Genomic DNA, 20,196 nt, shown 5'->3' with positions numbered 1-20,196 from the left:
CTAAAAACAATTAAATAACAGCTTGTAAGCACTCAATCCTAAAGCAAGCTCCCTGTTTTTTTTCTACATAGGAAAGCTGTGCTTGATTCGCTTCACAGAAGCTATGAGCAAGATATAATCCTAAACCAGTTCCAGTAATTTCGGTACTAAAAAATGGTTGAAATAACTGTGCGCGGTTTTGTAAAGCAACCCCATGACCGAAATCTCGGACATCGATCTGGACTTTTTTCTGATCCGTACGCGCCACCACTTCGATATACGACATGTCCGGATTGTTATGGCGAATCGCATTACGAATTAGGTTGATTAAAATTTGTCTGAACTGTGCCTCATCAAAATCGATTAAAGTCTTGGCTTGTACATTGAGCCGAATGTTCTGTTGAATGTCTGCCAGATCTTCTTGCAGGAATAACGGTAAAAATTTTTCTAGATTCAGACGAGTCGGATGGGTTTCCTTATTGCGCACCATATTTAGGGTGTCTTGAATAATTCGGTCAATCCGCACCGCTTGACGTGAAATCATATGATTCAACATGTGCTGTTGTTCGGTATCACTTTGCGGATATAAATCATTGGCATGCACAATTGCGGCTAAAGGATTACGAATTTCATGTGCAATACTGGCGGAGAGTTGCCCTAAAGCGGCTAATTTTAGTTGTTGCACTTGCTGATTGAGTTTTTGTGCATCTTGTAAAATCAGCAAGGTCAGCATTTGATGCGGCACAACGAGTTTTTGTACGAGTACCTGAATGTGGTATTGGCTTTGTTGGGATTCAAATTGGAATTTTTCACCGCTTTTTAAATCTTCAAATTTGAGTAATTCAAATAAATCGGGCTGCGTGGTATACAGTGGATATTGATCATGATGATAAAAATTTGGCATGCCGAGTAAATGGCAAGCAGCAGGATTACTCAGCACCACATGACAGTTTTCATCCAACACCAAATAGCCCGTATCAATCTGCTCCAAGATATAGCGGTTAATGTTTTGTAGTCGATGTAGCTCTAAGGATTGCGAAAAATTCAGATTTTCTAGTAACTGGAAACGTTTCACGGCAATTTGCGCACTGCCATACACCACACAAAATAAAAAAGCCAAAATCGCACTGTTGGTTAAATTTTTGAGTGAGGTAAATTCAAGAATTGAACCTAAAAACAGTTGATACACCACGCAAATCACAGCGATGAGGGTGATGACCAAGGCTTTTTGGGCATCTAATAACAGGGATGCTGCAAAAATCGTAATCACAAACAGCAAACTCAAATGTAAATTGGGTCCATCGATGGCTAAGGTCAGTAAGCTCAGCGAAATGACATCTACAATGAATAACAGCAGTAACTGGTTTGGAATACGGACTTTGAAGCGTCCAAGCGACATGAATTGAATGCTGGTAAACAGCAAATAAATCGTCAATACATATAGGTATAAACGTGGGTATTCATAATCTGAACTGAATTGAGTGTAGGTCAGTAAAAAGACCAGTAACAGACAGGCACTGATGATAAAGCGATAAGCACTGTACCAAAGGCCCAAATGATACTGGTTCAATTCACTATGGATTGAACGCTGTGTCATAGTAACAGGATGTACGTTGTGTTAAGGTTTGATTAACCCGTAGCGAATCGCCAAGTGAGTTAGTTTGACATCACTATCAATATTCAGTTTTTCAAAAATACGGTAACGGTAGGTATTCACCGTTTTAACGCTAACGAATAATTTATCAGAAATTTCTTGTGCACTAATACAATTGACCACCATCATGGCAACTTGCATTTCACGCTCAGACAGGGCGTCAAAAGGCGATTGTTGTGTATCAGACAAATATGAGCTGGCCAGTTGTTCTGCAATGTCTGCACTGAAATATTTGCCGCCTTGCATCACTTTATTAATCGCACGGACCATTTCAGTAACTGGTGCACCTTTGGTGATATAGCCTTTGGCACCTGCTTTTAACAATAAAGACGGATAGGGTTCTTCAGCAAGTCCACTGACTGCGAGGACTTTTGTATCTGGCGCTGTTTGAAGTAGGCGACGTGTGGTTTCTACACCTCCGATCCCCGGCATATTGACATCTAATAAAACAACATTTGGATGGTGTTGGCGAACAAGTGTAATCGCATCTTCACCAGATTCGGCTTGTCCAATGACTTGGACATCTGCATGGTCTTCGAGCATACGGCAAATACCAGTACGGACTAATTCATGGTCATCTACCACCAAAACTGTGATCACCTACACTCTCCCTCAAATCAAAATCTGTTTTTTTTGTTACATAAAGCAAAATAAGCTTGCAATGAAACGACAAAATTAGCAATCCTATTCTTATATGAAATGAAAAACTTCATACACAATGTGTGAGCAAAAAATGTTCGTAGTTGTGACCAATGTACGGCATATTGCTGGTCTTGCGCAAATGTTTAGTATCCTGAGTTGAGTGAGCAATGGTGAAAAAATTAAATAAATCCTTCATGCACGTTTTGGGCATGTCAATTTTATTCAGTATGAGCAGTTTCAGTTCTGCTGAAATTGTGATGAATAGTGCTGCAAATCAGCAGTCAAATATTAGCTGGTCATCTGAAGATGCAAACCAGTTACTCAACGGTGACGTGTCTTATAGCGCTGAAGAGCCATCTCCTCAAGGGTCAACTAAAGTGACTACTTCTGTACGTAGTACAGGCGGTGTGGTACAGACAGCACCATCGAAAACGGTCCGTATTATTGATACCAATCAATACGCAGGTCAGCCTTCTGTAAATGCGCGTGCAGCACTGGTTATGGATGGTCAAACTGGTGAAGTGCTATATAGCAAAAATAGCAATACCGCTTTACCGATTGCATCAATTACCAAACTCATGACAGCAGTAGTGATTTCAGATGCCCGATTAAACATGTCTGAAAAGATTACCTTACAACAGTCTGATTTCTCATGTTCAGGCTGTAAAAGCTCAAGTTCAACGCTGCGTGCTGGCGACAGTATGAACCGCGCAGAAGCTTTGCTATTTGCTTTGATGAAATCTGAAAACCCAGCGGCTTCGGCATTAGCACGTACTTATCCAGGTGGTCGTTCTGCATTTATTTCAGCGATGAATGCGAAAGCACGCTCATTAGGGATGAACTCGACTCATTATATGGAATCGACTGGCTTGCACCCAGGCAATGTCGCTTCGGCACGTGACTTGGGGATTTTGGTGAATACCGCTTCGCAGTATGGTTTGATTCGTCAATTTTCAACCACACCAAGTTATGACTTTAATTTGGGCTACCGCGTGTTGAAATCAAACAATACTAATGCTTTAGTGCGTAATGGTGGTTGGAATATTAATATTTCAAAAACAGGATTTATTAATGAAGCAGGGCGCTGTGTTGTGATGCATACCACACTGAATAACCGTCCAGCGGTGGTGGTGTTATTGGGTGCGGATTCTTCAGTGGCACGAACCAATGATGCGACTCGTTTAATGAACTGGGCGAGCCAGTTACCAAAACGTATTTAACAAGATTTCAGATTTTTCATTCTTTCAGTATTTAGATTTACTCAACGTTTAAATGCTGAAGTGAATGCAAGATATAAAAAAAGCCCTGCAAGAGCAGGGCTTTTTTTATTCAGTCAGCATATAAATTACATATTTGACAGAATTGAATCACGAACTTGATCCATAGTTGCATCAATCGACAACATTACGGCATCTTGGCATTGCTTGATGGCAGTGTCAGGATCTTTTAAACCGTTACCTGTTACAGTACATACGATCACAGAACCTTCAGCAATTTTACCTGCTTTGATGTCACGAATCGCGCCACCGATAGAAGCTGCAGAAGCAGGTTCTACGAATACACCTTCGTACATAGATAGTAGACGCTGTGCTTCTAAGATTTCAGCATCTTGCAGTTCGTCAAACCAACCTTCTGAGTCGCGGACTACGGCTTTAGCATGGTTCCAGCTTTGTGGATTACCAATACGGATCGCAGTTGCTACAGTTTCAGGGTTTTCTACAGGTGCGCCGCGTAGGAATGGTGCCGCGCCAGCAGCTTGGTAACCCACCATTGTTGGTAGACCCGCAGGTTTTGGACCTGTGAATTGATCAGTTTCAGGATCATAAACCACTTGTACAAATTCTTCTTTAGGCTGATTCGCCACAGCTTCGGTATAACCCATCCAGTGTGCTGTGATGTTACCCGCATTACCTACAGGTAAGCAGTGGTAATCTGGCGCACGACCTAACTCATCCACGATTTCGTAAGCAATGGTTTTTTGACCTTGCAGACGGTATGGGTTGATTGAGTTTACAATCGTAACTGGTGCTTGATCTGCAACTTCTTTTACAAGACGCATACCGTCATCGAAGTTACCGTGAATTTGCATTGTTACCGCGCCATACATCATCGCTTGTGCCATTTTACCCATGGCAATTTTGCCTTCTGGGATGAGCACAAATGCTTTAATGCCTGCACGTGCAGCATAAGCAGCCGCTGCAGCAGATGTATTACCTGTAGATGCACAGATAATTGCTTTAGAGCCTTCTTCAACTGCTTTTGTTACAGCCATGGTCATACCACGGTCTTTAAATGAACCAGTCGGGTTTAAGCCCTCGTACTTCACATAAATTTCAACATTTTTGCCAATAATGCGTGGAATGTTCTCAAGCTTAATCAGTGGCGTATTACCTTCGCCCAAAGAAATTGCGCGAGTAGTTGCAGATACGGGTAAACGGTCGCGATAGCGGTCAACTAAACCAGTATAACGATTGGCATTAGACATGATGATGTTCCAATTGTGTGTAGAGCTTGGCGAGAGGAACTGAAATATTCCCCTCGACCCGATTAATTATCAAGCGATTCTAAACGAATTCGTACAATTTCGCCATGAATGACAGGCAATGCTTGAATTTGTTGAAGTGCTTCATCCATTTTAGATTCTTTGACTGGATCAGTCAGAATCACGATAGGAATAAGATCTTTTAAGCGCGGCTGTTGCATGATCGCATCGATGCTGATTCCTGCACGGCTTAAAATCGTAGTGACATCAGCAAGAACGCCAGTTTGATCTTCGGCATTAATACGGATGTAATAGCCTGTGGTCATTTCTTCACGTGGAAGAATTGGTAAATCAGTTAGGGCTTCAAACGCAAGCTGTGGAATTGTACCTGCGCCATCTTCGGTATATGAGATGTCACGGACAATATCGACAACGTCAGCAACCACGGCTGATGCTGTCGGGCCTGCACCTGCGCCTGCGCCATAGTAAAGCGTTGGACCAACGGCATTGGCTTGAACCAATACAGCATTTTTAACGCCATTTACATTGGCAATCAGTTGGTCTTCAGGGATCAGCGTTGGATGAACACGAAGCTCAATACCCGTTGCAGCACGACGTGCAATACCTAAATGTTTAATACGGAAACCAAGGTCTTCAGCATATTTCACATCTTGCGCAGTGACTTTGCTAATGCCTTCCGTGAAGACTTTGTCAAATTGGAGTGGGATACCAAAAGCAATAGAAGCCAGCAATGTTAACTTGTGCGCCGCATCGATCCCTTCGACGTCGAAGGTTGGATCTGCTTCGGCATAGCCGAGTTCTTGGGCTTCTTTGAGAACGTCTGCAAAGGCACGACCTTTTTCACGCATTTCAGTCAGGATAAAGTTACCTGTACCGTTAATGATGCCAGCCAGCCAGTCAATTTTATTCGCCGCCAAACCTTCACGGAGGACTTTAATAATTGGGATACCGCCTGCGACAGCTGCTTCATAAGCAATCTGAACGTGATGATCATCGGCCAATTTAAATAATTCATTGCCGTGTTCAGCTAATAAAGCTTTGTTGGCTGTAACCACTTGTTTGCCATGAACGATTGCTTCACGAATTACTTCATACGCAGGGTGAATGCCGCCCATAACTTCAACCACAACGTCTACATCGGGTTGACGGACGATATCTAATAAATCAGCACTTTGCTTCACTGAAGCAGGTAGTTCTAAATCAGGACGAGGGCGACGCGTACCCACATGGGTAATTTCAATTTCACGACCGGTGCGACGTTTAATCTCAGCAGCATTTTCTTTTAGTAGTTTAAGGGCACCACCACCCACAGTACCAAGACCGAGGATTGCCAGACGAACTGGTTTCACGTCACACTCCATTTATTTCATCATTGCTTTAAGTGAGTTTAGATCATAGCTAAAAAAACGTTCGGACTCTAGGGTAGAAATCACTTTATTCCCACCCATAAAAAACATTCATTTAGCCTATAAAAATTAGTTATTTAAGCGCACTTTCAAGTTCGGAAGCCGACATGTAAGCACCGATGTGTTTGCCTTCTGCGTTATAGATCGCTGGCGTACCATTCACACCAATATTTAGACCCATTTCATACATGCTGCGCACTGGGTTTTTACATGATGCTGGCTCGATTTGCTCACCGGCAATGGCTTTATCAAATGCGGCACGACGGTCTTTGCTACACCAGATAGTTTCCATCATTGGCATGTGTTGTTCACCACGTGGCCAAGCGATGTAACGGACTTCAATGCCACGGGCATTAATATCATCCATTTGTTCATGTAACTTATGGCAATAAGGACAGCTGACATCGGTAAACACATAAACCACGTGTTTGGTTTTACCTTTGGCTTTATAGATTAGTAAGTCTTCGGTTTTTAATTGATCAAATAGTTTTTTGTTGGCGTCTGCTTGTAGCGTATCGCCTACATTAAAGAGTTGTTTTTCACCCAAACGAACCACGTCGCCTTGGAAAATGTATTTACCATCAGCTGTAGCATAGACCGCAGGCATGCCTTCAAAGCTTACCCAAAACAAATTAGGAACTTCAGTCGCTTTCACCCCAGTGACTTTGGCATTGATATTGGCTTTTTGCAGATTGGATTGCAAAGTATCAATTAAACGCTGCTGAGCATTACGTTCAGATAAATTCGAAGCTTCACCAGTTGCAGGCGTACTTGCCGTTAATGTCGCATCTTTCTTTTCGTCATTATTTGAATTAGAACAAGCCACTAACGCCATACTGGCAACAAGTGTCGATGCGAGAAAAATTTTTGAACGGGTAAATAACATAAACAACCCTTTTCTTTTAGCTTTATCAAACAGGTGAGTAAGCATAGCAAAAAATATCGGGCACAATAGAACTTCTTGGTCTGATATTTCCTGCCGTTAAGCTCTCGGATGATAGTCTGCATGTAATTTTTGCATACGAACCTGCGCAACATGGGTATAAATTTGTGTGGTGGATAAGTCACTGTGGCCGAGCAGCATCTGCACGACACGTAAGTCGGCACCGTGGTTGAGCAAATGCGTGGCAAAGGCGTGGCGTAAGGTATGTGGTGATAATTCGGCTTGAATGCCTGCAATGAGCGCATAGCGTTTAATCGCGTACCAAAAGTTTTGGCGACTCATCATTCCACCAAGTTGAGTGAGAAATAAAGCATCGGTTGCACTTTTGTATAAAACGGGACGTGCTTCAGCTAAATATTTCTCGATCCATTCCACCGCCATTTGTCCTAAAGGGACTAAGCGTTCTTTATTGCCTTTACCGGTAATTCGTAAATAGCCTTGTTTAAGATTGATCAGTTCTAATCTTAAATTTAATAACTCAGAGACACGTAAACCACAGGCATACAGCACTTCGAGCATGGCACGATCACGTAGACCCAATGCGGTGTTGAGGTCTGGGGCATTAATCAGGGCTTCAACATCTGCTTCAGATAAATCCTTTGGTAGGGCACGACCCAATTTGGGTGTTTTATGGATTGCAACAGGATTGTCACTGCGTATTTTTTGTTCACGCAAGAACTTGAAAAATGAACGCAGTGCAGAAAGTGAGCGGGCGATCGAGCGAGGGCTTTTTCCTTGTTTCGTCAGGCTAAGCAAGACATCTGAAATGTCGTCACTGCTCCAATCAGTCATGACATGCATATGACACTCACTGCATTGAATTAAATCAGATAAATATGCATTTCGAGTGTGTGGACTGACGGTTTGAGCTATTAAATCATCACGATATCCGTGTAAAAAACTGAGTGATTCTGGAATTTGGACTGGGGTTGGAATACGTGGTTTTTTATTTAACATGTGCCGCTCATTTTCGAAATTAAACCAAGAAATCACAATGGTTTAATGCAATGTAATTTAAAAAAATAGTCGTGTCGATGCTAGATTGTTAAATGAGAATTGAAATCGAATCCGATTTGTTAATTATTCTCATTTGTTTGTATAATATTCAAAATTTTTTAGGGTTAGTTGCGTGCGATTATCTGATTTGAAAGTGAAACAAAGCGCAGTCATTCATAAGGTACATCGTAACCAGAATGGCAACAATGCTCCGGCTGATTTAGTCGCTAGCCGTTTAGAGACTTTGGGTTTTGTTCCCGGAACAAAAGTACAGGTGATTACCAAAGGTATTTTTGGTGGTGACCCGATTTTAATTCAAGTTGGGTTTACTCGTTTCGCACTGCGAAAAATAGAAGCTGAAAAAGTGGAAATAGCAATGGAAGGTGCATCAGCATGAGTGATGCGTTACGTATTGCCCTCGTTGGTAATCCAAACTGTGGTAAAACTTCATTATTCAATCATTTAACGGGTACACGTCAGAAAGTTGCGAACTATGCTGGGGTAACGGTTGAGCGCAAGGTTGGTCAATTTACGTTGCCATCGGGTAAATCTGTTCGAGTTTTGGATTTGCCGGGGACGTATAGCTTAGAAGCGACGAGTCCTGATGAAGCCATTACGCGTGATGTCGTGCAAGGTAAAATTGCAGAAGAAGGGCATCAAGATGTCTTTTTATGTGTAGTTGATGCGACAAACTTAAAATTGCACCTCGGTTTGGTCATGGAAATGATCGATTTGGGTCGTCCAATTTTACTTGTCCTCAATATGATGGATGAAGCACGCCGTCGTGGCATGCAAATCAATACCCAAAAGCTGTCTCAGCGTTTGGGCGTTCCTGTTGTAGAAACCGTTGCTGTACGTAATGCGGGTATTGAAAACTTAATGGGTGCTTTGGATGCTGAAGGTTTCAGAAAACCAGATGCGTCATTAAGTGATACCAATCTTTCTGGGACTAACCACGAAAAAATTGAACAAATTTTAAAAGACGTGGTGGTGTTTGTTGATCATGAAGATAAACGCTCAGACTTCCTCGATAAAATTTTTCTACATCCAGTCTTTGGTTTAATTACCTTAGCGGTGATGATGTTTATTATTTTCCAAGCGGTGTTTGCGTGGGCTGCGCCGTTTATGGATGGTATTGAAACCTTCTTCGGTTGGTTCGGTGAATTGGTCGGTGAACACATTTCACATCCACTACTGAACAGCTTGGTGGTTGATGGGATCATTGCGGGTGCAGGCGGTGTAGTAGTGTTCTTGCCGCAGATTTTAATTTTATTCTTCTTTATTTTGGTTTTAGAAGAATCAGGTTATTTACCACGTGCAGCATTCTTGCTAGATAAGCTGATGTTTAAAGCCGGACTGAGTGGACGTGCTTTTATTCCTCTGCTATCGAGTTTTGCCTGTGCTGTACCGGGCATTATGGCAACCCGGAGTATTCAAGACCCTCGAGATCGTCTGGTAACGATTTTAGTGGCGCCGTTGATGACGTGTTCGGCACGTTTACCGGTTTATGCTTTGTTGATTTCGGCATTTATTCCAGAGCAAATGGTCTGGGGCGTCTTTAACTTACAAGGCTTGGTGCTATTTGCATTATATGCAGCCGGGATTGTGAGTGCCTTAATTGTGGCAACAGTGCTGAAATTCTTCCAAAAAGATAAATCACAGCATGCCTTATTGATGGAACTTCCAAGCTACCGTTTCCCAGATATTAAGAGTGTTTGGATTGGTTTACTGGACCGTGCCAAGATCTTCTTGAAACGTGTCGGTGGCATCATCTTCGCTTTATCGATTTTGTTATGGTTCTTGTGTACTTTCCCGCAACCGCCAGAAGGCGCAACCTTGCCGGATATTGATTATTCATTGGCAGGTATGCTTGGGCATGTATTACAACCGATTTTTGCACCATTAGGTTTTAACTGGCAGATCTGTATTGCCTTAATTCCAGCGATGGCGGCACGTGAAGTCGTTGTGGCGGCATTGGGTACGGTGTATGCCCTGTCTGCAACTGATGACGATGCCATGTCTCAAGGTCTGGCAAATTTAATTAGTAGTGATGGGGCATTGGGTTGGTCATTGGCAACCGGTTTATCATTATTGGTGTGGTTTATTTATGCGCCACATTGCTTGGCGACACTGGCAACAGTTAAACGTGAAACTGGCTCCTTGAAAACGGTGAGTTTTATGACCATCTATTTATTTGGTTTAGCTTATTTAATGGCATTCATCACGTATCAAATTGCAACACGCTATTTTGGATCGTGAATTGTGAATGGCAAAAGCTGAACAAAGGAGAGAGACATGCTTGAATCAATAATTATTGCAGTATTGGTGATTTGGAGTGCTGTCGTGGTGTTTAAGAAGGTATTTCCAAAAACATCGAACTCAGTCTTCACAACTTTATCTGAGCACTGTGCAAACCGTGGTTGGAACAGTCTAGCCAAATGGTTAAAGCCAAAAATGGCAGCAGGCTGTGCAGGCGGTTGTGGATGTTCAGCTTCAGATAATCAATCTGCAAAAAAAGCTGAAGTACAAGCGGTGAAATGGAAATAAGCTCACCGTCAATTGCTTGAAGAAACCGCCCAAGATGGGCGGTTTTTTTACGAGCGGACACAAAAAAACTGCGAGAAAGTGAAAACATAAAAAGCATTCAAAACAGCAAAGTGCTAACATTTTGTCAGATTTAAAAACCGACCAAAAAATGGGGCGAAAATGTTAATACAGCGTGGTGGATTGAAGGTTGTTGCCGGATTAGGGATTTCTGGTGTTTCCGCAGTGAATTTCTTACATAGCCATGGCTACCGCGTTGCAGTCACCGATTCACGAGCAGTCCCACCGGGTCATGATCAAATTCCAAGTGATGTACAAACCAGTTTCGGTCAGTTGGACCAAGATTTATTACTCCAAGCAGAAGAAATTATTATCAGCCCGGGGCTAGATCCAAAATTACCGCAAATTCAGGCGGCCATTGCAGCCAACATTCCTGTGGTTTCAGAAATTCAAATTTTACGTCGTGCGACAGATAAGCCGATTGTCGCAATTACAGGTTCGAATGCGAAAAGTACCGTAACGACTTTATTTGGTCTTATGGCAGCAGATGCAGGAAAAAAAGTGGCAGTGGGTGGCAACTTAGGGCGTCCAGCTTTGGATCTCACCAAAGATGATCCTGAACTTTATGTTTTAGAGCTTTCAAGTTTTCAATTAGAAACCACGTCGAACTTGGCCGCAGAAGTGGCTGTTGTGTTGAACATGAGTGAAGACCATTTGGACCGTCATGGCGATATGATGGGCTATCACACTGCGAAGCATCGTATTTTCCAAGCGGTGAAAAAAGTCGTGTATAACCGTGATGACTCATTAACACGTCCATTGGTTCCAGATATTACTCCAATGCAAAGCTTTGGCCTAAATGCACCAGATATGAATCAGTTAGGTATTTTACGTGATACTGATGGCACAATTTGGTTGGCACGTGGTCGTGAGCGGTTACTGAAAAGTACAGACATGTATATTCAAGGGACTCATAATGTGGCAAACGCCTTGGCATGTTTAGCTTTGGGTGAAGCGATTGGTTTGCCACTAGAGGGCATGTTGGAAACTTTGAAAACATTTAAAGGTTTAGAGCACCGCTGTGAATTTGTCAAAGAAGTGCATGGTGTTCGTTATTATAATGACTCTAAAGGCACCAATATTGGTGCGACTTTAGCTGCGATTGATGGTCTAGGTGCTGCGATTGAAGCCAAAGGCGGTAAAGTGGCGATTATTTTAGGTGGTCAAGGCAAAGGGCAGGACTTTACTGCGCTGCGTGATTCACTTTCAAAATATGCCAAAGTTGCGGTATTGATTGGTGAAGATCGTCCAATTATTGAAAAAGCGATTGAAGGGACAACCACGCTGATTCATGCTGAAAGTTTGAAACAAGCGGTTGAGCTGTGCCAACAAAATGCGGTAGCCAATGATGTGGTGTTATTGTCTCCAGCGTGCGCAAGTTTTGATATGTTTAAAGGCTACAGTGAGCGTGGACACCAATTTGTCGATTGTGTGAATGTACTCGTTTAAAAGAACGATAAGGAAAGTTGTATGGCTGGGTTGGCTCAGACGACCATAAATAGAATAAATGAAGTTGTAGAGCGTTGGCTTCCTCGGTTACCTGCCGAGGTCAACGTGCGCAATGTTCTGGTGTTCTGTGTTTTGGCATTGTTGTGTATTGGTTCGATCATGGTGGCATCTGCATCTATGCCCTATGCAGAACGCATGCATGAAAATGCCTTTCATTACATTTCACGACACGGTATTTCGATTGCCGCCGCCGCCGCCGCCGCCTATATCGCCTATAAAGTGCCGTTGAATGTTTGGTTTAATAACACCTTCTTTTTATGGATTATCACGATTATCTTACTGGCTGCTGTATTGGCTGTCGGGACAGAGGTCAATGGTTCTAAACGTTGGATTCGTATTGCTGGTTTCACCTTACAGGCTTCGGAAGTCGCCAAAGTCATGATGGCGATATTTACCGCGGACTATGTGGTACGACGTGCTGAAGAAGTTCGCAATAACATCAAGGGCTTGGTACGATTGGCAGTGATTATGGCTGCAACTGTCGGTTTAGTCATGGCAGAGCCTGATTTAGGGGCGACGGTGGTGATTGCCTTAACTATGCTAGGGGTATTCTTCCTCGCAGGTGCACCGTTGATTCAGTTCGCAATTGCCTTTGGTGCGATCATCATGGCCTTTGTGTTCTTGATTTTATTTGAACCTTATCGTTTAGAACGTTTGATGTCCTTCTCAAATCCATGGAATGATCCATTAGGCGCAGGCTACCAGTTGTCGAATGCATTAATGGCTTTTGGTCGCGGTGAATGGTTTGGTGTCGGCTTGGGTCATAGTATTCAAAAAATGTCGTATTTACCTGAGGCACATACCGACTTCATGTTGGCGGTTTTGGGCGAAGAATTTGGCTTCTTTGGGATTTTGACCGTATTGACGCTGTCATTTGTGATGTTGGTCTGCTGTATTCGCATTGGTCATCGTGCTTTACGTCATCAATACTTACGTGCAGGCTACTTGGCTTATGGCATTAGTATTATCTTCTTGCTGCAAATTTTGGTGAATGCCGGCATGAACATGGGCATGCTTCCTACCAAGGGTTTGACCTTACCGTTTATTAGTTATGGGGGGTCTTCTTTGATTATCTGTGCGGTTATGGTGAGTCTGATATTAAAGATCGATGCCACGACCAAAGAAGTAAACCCAAGTAAAGAAGAATCAAGCTTCTAAATTCGTATCTCGTTGCGGATCGGGAGATGCATGGTGGAGGACACTGGCTGGCATCTCCGTTCCACAATGGAGACATTTGACAAAGCTGGCCTTGGCTTTAGAAAGGGGAATCAATGGGATAAAAAATAAAGAAAAATAATTACGTTGCTGTTTTAACTCATACTGAGTTCTGCTGCGGCAGACAGGGCAAGTAAATTGGCTCTTTTCAATGACTTTGGGTTTCGGACCAATTCCAAAAATAAAAAACATTAGGCTCTCCAATGGTCGATTGATCACTTTATTAAAGCATAATTCAATTGAATATCGAGTGATTGGCTCAGATAGGGATGTGGGTTTATTGATAGATTTGAGGCAATGCTGTGCCATGGGGAATTTGTTGAATATCCCACTGCGCAATCGCCTGTTGTAGCATAATACGTGGCGTATCCAAGTCGACTGGCGGTTGGTGTAGGGCTTGCAATGCTTGTTGTAATAAAGGTCCCGCTTGGCTTAAATCAAGAGCTTGAGCCATATTCTGTTTTGACAGTTTTTGTCCCTGATTATTCATTGCCAATGGCAAGTGCATGTATTCAAGGCGTGGATAACCCAAAACCTGTCCGAGCCAAATTTGACGTTCGGTATTGTCCAAAAGATCAGCCCCACGTACAACATGGGTCATCCCTTGTAGGTAGTCATCAACCACGACAGCAAGTTGATAATTGATAATGCCATCACGGCGTTTTAAGACAAAGTCACCCAAATCCTGTTGCAGATTGGAGCAATGCGTCCCTTGTAAGCGGTCGGTAAAACAAATCTTCTGTGCATCGACTTTGATTCGAATAGCCTGATCCTGAAGGGGAAGGCCAAGATTACGACATGTGCCTTGATAGATATGATTTGAACCGAGCATTTTTCGGGTGCATTGACAAGCATAGACCAAGTCTTGGGCATGCAAATGCGCAATGACTTGCTCATAGATTTCAAGGCGGTCTTTTTGGAAAATGATCTCGGTATCTGGTTCGAATTGAAATGCATCAATACAACGTAAGATGTGTTCTTCGCTGCCGGGAAATATACGTGGAATGTCGGTATCTTCGATACGAACGACCCATTGCCCCTGATGGGCACGGGCATCGCAGTAGCTTGCGACTGCTGTAATTAAAGAGCCAAAATGCAAAGGGCCGGTTGGCGATGGCGCAAACCGACCCACGTAATGCTCTGCAGCTTTCCCTCCCTTATCTAAAGGGAGGGCTAGAGAGGAATTACTCAACACAGAATTAACCGTTATTTTGCTTCTCTTTGATCTCTGCAAGTGTTTTGCAGTCGATACATAAAGTTGCTGTTGGACGTGCTTCTAGGCGACGTAAACCAATTTCGATACCACACGTTTCACAGAAACCGTAGTCATCATTTTTAATCGCTTCAATTGATTGTTCAATTTTACGGATCAGTTTACGTTCACGGTCACGTGTACGAAGTTCAATCGCAAATTCTTCTTCTTGCGTTGCACGGTCGTTCACATCTGGAAGCGCAGTATTTTCGTCTTGCATGGTATTCAAAGTACGGTCTACTTCAGACATTAACTCAGCTTTCCACGCCAATAAGATGTGACGGAAATGCTCAAGTTGCCCTTCAGACATGTATTCTTCATTCTTTTTAGGCTGATAAGGTTCAATACCAAATAAGCTTGCAGTAGAACCACCTTCAGTCGCCTTTGGCTTTGATTTGCGCACGCGTTTGGTAGACTTTTCGTCTACTACATCAGTTTGTTCGTCTAAGACTTGATTTTGGTTGTCATTCGCCATGTAGGGCATTCCTCATCATATGCATATATCTATACGCAAAAAATATGGTGATATGCAAGTTTTTTATCCACCCAACACAGAGTTTCCTTCTGTGGGGGTCGTCATCATATAGACTTTTTCTGCTTATTGATAGTCTTTGATGTTTGGATTCTAACTATCACTTTTCCTTTAGAAGCCATAAAGTAAAGCAAAAAAATCAAATTGAAAAGTTAATAACCTGAAATTTCAACATTAATTTGAGGTTGTTTTAATTTGACCCGAACAACTTCAGTTTTAAATTCACCATTATCATTCAGATAGAGTGCACGATACCCTGGTAAAGCCTCATCTAAGGCAAAATTTTCACTATGCGGTTTGAACTGAACACTGGTCGAAGGCGTCGATAAAAACTGAATATTGCGCCATTGATTAGACGAGTCTTGATGTACGTGTCCGCATAGTACAATTTTGACATTGTCATGGCGTGAAAGCACATCTATGAGATGTTCAGCGTTCTTTAGTTTATGCTGATCTATCCAATGCGATTGCATGGCAAAAGGGTGGTGGTGGCATGCCACAATGATGTGTTGCTGTGGGTGTGCTGTGAGTAACTGATCTAATTGTTCCAACTGCTGTTGTGATACCCAACCATCCACTTTTCCTTTAACCGCACTGTTCAGTAAAATCAGACACCAATTGCCTAATGCGATGCAGTGAGCACGATCTTCCTGTTGATGAAATGGGAAGCAAGACGCTTCGTCATGGTTCCCCGGAATCTGATAAAACGGAAACGGCTGCTGTTGCATATATTCGAGATAACGCGCATAGGTACGCTCTACCGGCACTTGTGCAAGATCGCCAGTATGGACAAGCGTATCGATGTGATGATGGTTCAACTGAATTTGTTGAATCACATCGTGAAAACTCTGCTCTGGATTCATGCGGACAAACTCAAGATCTTCCTGATCCATTAAATGTGTGTCCGAGATCTGGATCAGTGTCCAGTCGTATTGTGGTGTATCCCTTAAAGTCATGTCCTTCCCCTTAGACATTCCTTGTAGTATGTATTTGTTGTTGTAACCATTGCAAGGCCATAATGACAGGTGCGTTTTTTAGCCGACCATTGGTTAATAATTCAGGAATATCAGCATAGTTTAAGATATGCAATTGAATATTTTCTCCTTCATCAGGCATGCCAAAGACTCCACCATGTTCAGGCAGTTCAGCTTCAGCACTATATAGGTGGAATAATTCCGCGCAGGCACCCGCAGAGGGATAAAAACTAAATAAATGCTGTAGCGCATCTAATTCACAGCCTGATTCTTCCAAACTTTCACGGCGGATACAGCTTTCAGCAGATTCATCACCATCGAGCACGCCGGCAATGATCTCAAGTTGCCAAGGTGAAGTTTCATCATCAATCGCCCCAATTCGGAATTGTTCAATTAAGGCAAATTTTTGTTGTTGATGACTATAGATCAGCACACCTGCTGCTTCAGGACGATGAATCAATTCACGCTGAATGGTTGGAATCATGCTGTCTTGATGGAATAAGCGGTGTCGAAGCAGAACTTTTTCAACTTGAATAAAGCCTTTATAAAGATGTTCACGCCCTTCAATGCTGTAATCTTTTTTGTTATATGTGGCCTGTTTAATAATATTCATAAGCGCTAATTAGGATGAAATCTTCCATTTCATCCTAACCGAGATTTTGTTGAATACAAAAGATTTTTTTTAAGCTTTACACTTTGTGGTACAACTTTTGACCATGTTCATGATAGGCCGCTTTCATGCTCTGTAAACCTGTTTCAATTTCAGGATTAGATTCTGAAGAAAGCTGCATATCTTGCTGATTTTTTGCATAATCTCTCACATTTTGTGTGATTTTCATCGAGCAAAATTTAGGTCCACACATCGAACAAAAATGGGCCGATTTATGTGCTTCTTTCGGCATGGTTTCATCATGCATGCTGCGCGCTGTATCAGGGTCTAAGCTCAGATTAAATTGGTCTTCCCAGCGGAATTCAAAGCGTGCTTTCGACAATGCATTATCACGGGCCTGCGCACCGGGATGACCTTTAGCAAGGTCTGCGGCATGGGCTGCAATTTTGTAGGTGATAATGCCATCTTTGACGTCTTTTTTATCTGGTAGACCTAGATGCTCTTTCGGGGTCACATAACACAGCATAGCCGTGCCGTACCAACCAATCATTGCCGCACCAATCGCAGAGGTAATGTGGTCATAGCCTGGTGCAATGTCAGTGGTGAGCGGTCCAAGCGTGTAGAAGGGCGCTTCTTTGCAAACCTCAAGTTGTAGATCCATATTTTCTTTGATCATGTGCATAGGGACATGGCCTGGACCTTCAATCATGACTTGTACATCATGTTCCCATGCACGGTGAGTCAATTCACCTAAGGTGCGTAATTCACTAAATTGAGCTTCATCGTTGGCATCTTGAATACAGCCCGGACGTAAACCATCACCTAAACTGAATGACACGTCATAGGCTTTCATGATTTCGCAGATTTCATCAAAATGCGTATACAGGAAGTTTTCTTCATGATGCGCTAAGCACCACTGCGCCATGATGGATCCGCCGCGTGACACAATCCCTGTTAAACGGTTGGCGGTGAGAGGAACATAACGAAGCAGTACGCCTGCGTGAATCGTAAAGTAATCGACACCTTGTTCGGCTTGTTCAATCAGCGTGTCTTTGAAAACTTCCCAAGTTAAGTCCTCTGCGACACCATCAACTTTTTCTAAAGCTTGGTAAATCGGTACGGTGCCAATCGGTACAGGTGAGTTGCGAATAATCCATTCGCGGGTTTCATGGATATTTTTACCTGTCGATAAATCCATGATGGTGTCAGCGCCCCAACGAGTTGCCCAAGTCATTTTTGCCACTTCTTCATCGATGCTTGAACCAAGTGCTGAGTTACCAATGTTGGCATTGATTTTCACCAAGAAGTTACGACCAATAATCATCGGTTCACATTCAGGGTGGTTAATGTTGGCAGGGATAATGGCACGACCTTCAGCCACTTCTTGACGTACAAATTCTGGGGTGATTTCAGTTAAATTGCGTGCGCCAAAATTTTGACCGGCATGTTGGCGCATATCAACACCTTCACGCTGGCGCTGATTTTCACGAATCGCAATGTATTCCATTTCAGGGGTGATGATGCCTTGTTTGGCATAGTGCATTTGAGACACATTGTGTCCACGACGAGCGCGACGGGGTTTTGAAATATGCGCAAAACGAATCTCTGCAGTACGAATATCTCGAAGACGCTCTTGTCCAAATTTTGAAGTTAAGGTATCGAGTATTTCCGTATCATTTCGAGACTCGATCCAAGATTCACGGACATTAGGTAGACCTTGATTCAGGTCAATTTGAATATTGGGGTCTGTATAAGCACCAGAGGTGTCATAAACCATGATCGGCAGATTTTTTTCTCCACCCAGACCTGTAGGCGTATCTGTAAGGCTAATTTCACGCATTGGTACGCGAATATCTGGACGTGAGCCTTGGATATAGACTTTCTTTGACGCGGGGAGAATACGAGTGAGATCTTTAGCATCTTGTTCATGTTGAGCAGCGCGATCTGAAGCGGTGAGATTCGTTAATTGGTTCATTGCAATGATCCTTATGAATGACATCAACGAATCAAGCACGACCAAAAACGTGGCAGTTTATCTGATGGATTCACCTGAAAATAAAGGCGTAAAACCAAGAGATAAGAAGGGCTTAAGTTTTTAGATGGCTTGATTCCTACGCAGGTATTAACCTGATCAGGTTCAACGGTACTCATCCTTAAATTTAGCGAACTAAATTTAGATGATCTCAGCAGGAAATTACCTGCGCTCCGTCAAGCTTTGTGCGGATATTAGCATGAAGGCTGTTTTAAAACAGTGTTATTTTTCATCGATTTTGCAGTGCAGAATTTTGGCTAGGCACATGTGCAATTGAACTTGGATTGGCTAAGTAGAGGACTGATTTACACAGATGGCGTCACTAAAACAGTCTTTCTTATAATGCGGATCAGGATTGCGGACACCAATTAAATTCAACAGCTGCGCTTCTGATCGCTGATTAGATGCAGCAGTATTTTGATCTAATAATTTTAAAAATAAACGCGCCTGATCTGCCAATTTGGAGTTTTTTAATTGAGCCAAGCGTTCAATTTCTTCTAAAGAACTGGCTTGAATACTGAGGCGGTCTGAAAAATCATTGGAAACTGGACTATGTGCCGAACCAATAAATAACAACTGGCTATATTGATATAGTAATTGTTGTGCATCTTTTTTGTAGGGGCTATCTGGATATTGTTTCAGATAGTCTTCCCAAAAAATTGCACGTGTCGCAATCTCTTGTGGCTCAATGGCTAAACTTTGTTGCAGCAAGGCAGGTTGTGCATTTTGTTCAGCCAGTTTTTCAATAAAGACTTGCTCAGATTCTTGCATATAAGGCGCAAAAATTTTGGCTAAATATTCAGGACTGCGGCGATAGCGTAATTGTCCTTCACCTGCATCGAACAACTCCACATAAGCTTGGCCTTTATGTTTCAGTAAATACTGATCTCGGGCAGTGAGCTGCTCATAATGATTTTGTTGAATGGTGGGATGCTGAGCCATATCAAAGGCAAATTGTTCGAACGCCATTTGCTGTTGAGCTGTACGTTCAACATGTAAAAAGTTGCGATACATTTGATTGGACAAACGCAGTAATTTTTTTTGTTCGTCCGCTTTTAATAGCGGTAAGCAGACTTTGAGATCTTGGTTGATTTGTTCTAAAGCGAAAGTTGTTCGTTGATCGTCTATTTCCAGCATGTTTTTTTCAAGTTTTTTGCACAGCAAAGACAAATCGACTGCTTCTTTTTGAACAGTCTTATTGTTGGGAAACTCTGGTGCAGGTTGAGGTTCAGGCTGTTGTTGGCATCCATTCAACATACTGAAACATAAAAACATTGCACTAAACTTTGCAGGCAGCTGAAAAAATTTTGACACAGGAACTCGATGCGCTATAGAAGTGGTATTG

Annotated in this window: 19 protein-coding genes and 1 riboswitch; of the genes, 6 read left to right on the top strand and 13 right to left on the bottom strand. The window is 42.6% G+C overall.

Translation table 11 applies throughout. From position 1 onward, the window contains the following. Positions 1 to 10 precede the first annotated feature (10 nt). Both MST16_RS15620 and MST16_RS15615 read right to left on the bottom strand, forming a co-directional pair. A complete protein-coding gene (locus MST16_RS15620) occupies positions 11 to 1,576 on the bottom strand; it encodes a PAS domain-containing sensor histidine kinase (RefSeq protein ID WP_168378225.1) in 1,566 nt (521 codons plus the stop codon). Between the two features lie 21 nt (positions 1,577 to 1,597). Continuing rightward, positions 1,598 to 2,233: a response regulator gene (locus tag MST16_RS15615; RefSeq protein ID WP_078189449.1), complete on the bottom strand. Its 636-nt coding sequence runs from the start codon at positions 2,231 to 2,233 to the stop codon at positions 1,598 to 1,600. A gap of 212 nt (positions 2,234 to 2,445) precedes the next feature. Between MST16_RS15615 and MST16_RS15610 the strand changes: the two genes are divergently transcribed. Further along, a complete protein-coding gene (locus tag MST16_RS15610; RefSeq protein ID WP_180004717.1) occupies positions 2,446 to 3,495 on the top strand; it encodes a serine hydrolase in 1,050 nt (349 codons plus the stop codon). Between the two features lie 125 nt (positions 3,496 to 3,620). Here MST16_RS15610 and thrC read toward each other — a convergent pair whose 3' ends face one another. The 4 genes from thrC to xerD all read right to left on the bottom strand — a co-directional run bounded on the left by thrC (position 3,621) and on the right by xerD (position 8,084). Beyond that, positions 3,621 to 4,760: a threonine synthase gene (gene thrC, locus MST16_RS15605; RefSeq protein ID WP_078192584.1), complete on the bottom strand. Its 1,140-nt coding sequence runs from the start codon at positions 4,758 to 4,760 to the stop codon at positions 3,621 to 3,623. Positions 4,761 to 4,822: 62 nt separating this feature from the next. Further along, positions 4,823 to 6,127 carry a homoserine dehydrogenase gene (locus tag MST16_RS15600; RefSeq protein ID WP_078192857.1) on the bottom strand — a complete coding sequence of 435 codons (1,305 nt, stop codon included), beginning with the start codon at positions 6,125 to 6,127 and terminating at the stop codon, positions 4,823 to 4,825. A 130-nt stretch (positions 6,128 to 6,257) separates the two neighbouring features. Further along, positions 6,258 to 7,070 (bottom strand): DsbC family protein, encoded by an 813-nt coding sequence (locus tag MST16_RS15595; RefSeq protein ID WP_180010679.1) that lies wholly within the window; start codon positions 7,068 to 7,070, stop codon positions 6,258 to 6,260. 96 nt (positions 7,071 to 7,166) lie between these two features. Continuing rightward, complete coding sequence (gene xerD / locus MST16_RS15590; protein WP_180092172.1) at positions 7,167 to 8,084, bottom strand: site-specific tyrosine recombinase XerD; 918 nt, start codon at positions 8,082 to 8,084, stop codon at positions 7,167 to 7,169. A 172-nt stretch (positions 8,085 to 8,256) separates the two neighbouring features. On the opposite strand from xerD, the gene MST16_RS15585 reads away from it, so the two are divergent. The 5 genes from MST16_RS15585 (at position 8,257) to ftsW (ending at position 13,394) form a co-directional block, all read left to right on the top strand. Next, positions 8,257 to 8,520 (top strand): FeoA family protein, encoded by a 264-nt coding sequence (locus tag MST16_RS15585; RefSeq protein ID WP_111884859.1) that lies wholly within the window; start codon positions 8,257 to 8,259, stop codon positions 8,518 to 8,520. After that, positions 8,517 to 10,382 (top strand): ferrous iron transport protein B, encoded by a 1,866-nt coding sequence (feoB, locus tag MST16_RS15580; RefSeq protein WP_180064888.1) that lies wholly within the window; start codon positions 8,517 to 8,519, stop codon positions 10,380 to 10,382. The genes MST16_RS15585 and feoB overlap by 4 nt, the downstream gene beginning before the upstream one ends. Before the next feature lie 36 nt (positions 10,383 to 10,418). Continuing rightward, positions 10,419 to 10,670 (top strand): DUF6587 family protein, encoded by a 252-nt coding sequence (locus MST16_RS15575; RefSeq protein WP_180092169.1) that lies wholly within the window; start codon positions 10,419 to 10,421, stop codon positions 10,668 to 10,670. Between the two features lie 159 nt (positions 10,671 to 10,829). Beyond that, entirely contained in the window at positions 10,830 to 12,176 is a 1,347-nt protein-coding gene (gene murD / locus MST16_RS15570) for a UDP-N-acetylmuramoyl-L-alanine--D-glutamate ligase (RefSeq protein ID WP_180064887.1), read from the top strand. Positions 12,177 to 12,197: 21 nt separating this feature from the next. Next, positions 12,198 to 13,394 carry a putative lipid II flippase FtsW gene (gene ftsW / locus MST16_RS15565; RefSeq protein ID WP_111884862.1) on the top strand — a complete coding sequence of 399 codons (1,197 nt, stop codon included), beginning with the start codon at positions 12,198 to 12,200 and terminating at the stop codon, positions 13,392 to 13,394. Here the strand turns inward: ftsW and MST16_RS15560 are convergent. From MST16_RS15560 to MST16_RS15530, 7 genes are all read right to left on the bottom strand, one after another. Beyond that, the gene (locus MST16_RS15560; RefSeq protein WP_180064886.1) at positions 13,383 to 13,643 is read right to left on the bottom strand and encodes a zinc ribbon domain-containing protein; all 261 of its coding nucleotides are present in this window, start codon (positions 13,641 to 13,643) and stop codon (positions 13,383 to 13,385) included. The two genes, ftsW and MST16_RS15560, sit on opposite strands and share 12 nt — an antisense overlap. Before the next feature lie 85 nt (positions 13,644 to 13,728). Beyond that, positions 13,729 to 14,646: a tRNA glutamyl-Q(34) synthetase GluQRS gene (gene gluQRS, locus MST16_RS15555; protein ID WP_373683438.1), complete on the bottom strand. Its 918-nt coding sequence runs from the start codon at positions 14,644 to 14,646 to the stop codon at positions 13,729 to 13,731. Between the two features lie 4 nt (positions 14,647 to 14,650). Continuing rightward, positions 14,651 to 15,178, bottom strand: coding sequence for an RNA polymerase-binding protein DksA (gene dksA, locus MST16_RS15550; RefSeq protein ID WP_078189438.1), 528 nt, complete (start codon positions 15,176 to 15,178; stop codon positions 14,651 to 14,653). Positions 15,179 to 15,387: 209 nt separating this feature from the next. Next, on the bottom strand, positions 15,388 to 16,191 hold the full coding sequence (gene cpdA / locus MST16_RS15545) for a 3',5'-cyclic-AMP phosphodiesterase (RefSeq protein WP_078192576.1): 804 nt from the start codon (positions 16,189 to 16,191) through the stop codon (positions 15,388 to 15,390). A 10-nt stretch (positions 16,192 to 16,201) separates the two neighbouring features. Further along, complete coding sequence (locus MST16_RS15540; RefSeq protein ID WP_180039952.1) at positions 16,202 to 16,822, bottom strand: NUDIX domain-containing protein; 621 nt, start codon at positions 16,820 to 16,822, stop codon at positions 16,202 to 16,204. Between the two features lie 76 nt (positions 16,823 to 16,898). Further along, positions 16,899 to 18,794: a phosphomethylpyrimidine synthase ThiC gene (gene thiC / locus MST16_RS15535; protein ID WP_180064884.1), complete on the bottom strand. Its 1,896-nt coding sequence runs from the start codon at positions 18,792 to 18,794 to the stop codon at positions 16,899 to 16,901. 116 nt (positions 18,795 to 18,910) lie between these two features. Continuing rightward, positions 18,911 to 19,037: riboswitch (TPP riboswitch) on the bottom strand. Positions 19,038 to 19,139: 102 nt separating this feature from the next. Next, entirely contained in the window at positions 19,140 to 20,126 is a 987-nt protein-coding gene (locus MST16_RS15530; protein WP_180092181.1) for a hypothetical protein, read from the bottom strand. Positions 20,127 to 20,196 lie beyond the last annotated feature (70 nt).

The sequence above is a fragment of the Acinetobacter sp. YH16040_T genome (assembly GCF_024605785.1).
In the GTDB taxonomy this organism is placed as follows: Bacteria; Pseudomonadota; Gammaproteobacteria; order Pseudomonadales; family Moraxellaceae; genus Acinetobacter; species Acinetobacter amyesii.
Note: the sequence above shows the minus strand (reverse complement) of the source record. Positions and strands in the feature narration are given on the sequence as shown.

What these genes read in the sequence shown, in the direction of transcription:
- MST16_RS15620 (WP_168378225.1), bottom strand. Translation starts at nt 1,576, where the DNA reads ATGACACAGCGTTCAATCCATAGTGAATTGAACCAGTATCATTTGGGC.
- thrC (WP_078192584.1), bottom strand. Translation starts at nt 4,760, where the DNA reads ATGTCTAATGCCAATCGTTATACTGGTTTAGTTGACCGCTATCGCGAC.
- MST16_RS15595 (WP_180010679.1), bottom strand. Translation starts at nt 7,070, where the DNA reads ATGTTATTTACCCGTTCAAAAATTTTTCTCGCATCGACACTTGTTGCC.
- xerD (WP_180092172.1), bottom strand. Translation starts at nt 8,084, where the DNA reads ATGTTAAATAAAAAACCACGTATTCCAACCCCAGTCCAAATTCCAGAA.
- feoB (WP_180064888.1), top strand. Translation starts at nt 8,517, where the DNA reads ATGAGTGATGCGTTACGTATTGCCCTCGTTGGTAATCCAAACTGTGGT.
- MST16_RS15575 (WP_180092169.1), top strand. Translation starts at nt 10,419, where the DNA reads ATGCTTGAATCAATAATTATTGCAGTATTGGTGATTTGGAGTGCTGTC.
- murD (WP_180064887.1), top strand. Translation starts at nt 10,830, where the DNA reads ATGTTAATACAGCGTGGTGGATTGAAGGTTGTTGCCGGATTAGGGATT.
- ftsW (WP_111884862.1), top strand. Translation starts at nt 12,198, where the DNA reads ATGGCTGGGTTGGCTCAGACGACCATAAATAGAATAAATGAAGTTGTA.
- MST16_RS15560 (WP_180064886.1), bottom strand. Translation starts at nt 13,643, where the DNA reads ATGTTTTTTATTTTTGGAATTGGTCCGAAACCCAAAGTCATTGAAAAG.
- dksA (WP_078189438.1), bottom strand. Translation starts at nt 15,178, where the DNA reads ATGGCGAATGACAACCAAAATCAAGTCTTAGACGAACAAACTGATGTA.
- cpdA (WP_078192576.1), bottom strand. Translation starts at nt 16,191, where the DNA reads ATGACTTTAAGGGATACACCACAATACGACTGGACACTGATCCAGATC.
- MST16_RS15540 (WP_180039952.1), bottom strand. Translation starts at nt 16,822, where the DNA reads ATGAATATTATTAAACAGGCCACATATAACAAAAAAGATTACAGCATT.
- thiC (WP_180064884.1), bottom strand. Translation starts at nt 18,794, where the DNA reads ATGAACCAATTAACGAATCTCACCGCTTCAGATCGCGCTGCTCAACAT.
- MST16_RS15530 (WP_180092181.1), bottom strand. Translation starts at nt 20,126, where the DNA reads ATGTTTTTATGTTTCAGTATGTTGAATGGATGCCAACAACAGCCTGAA.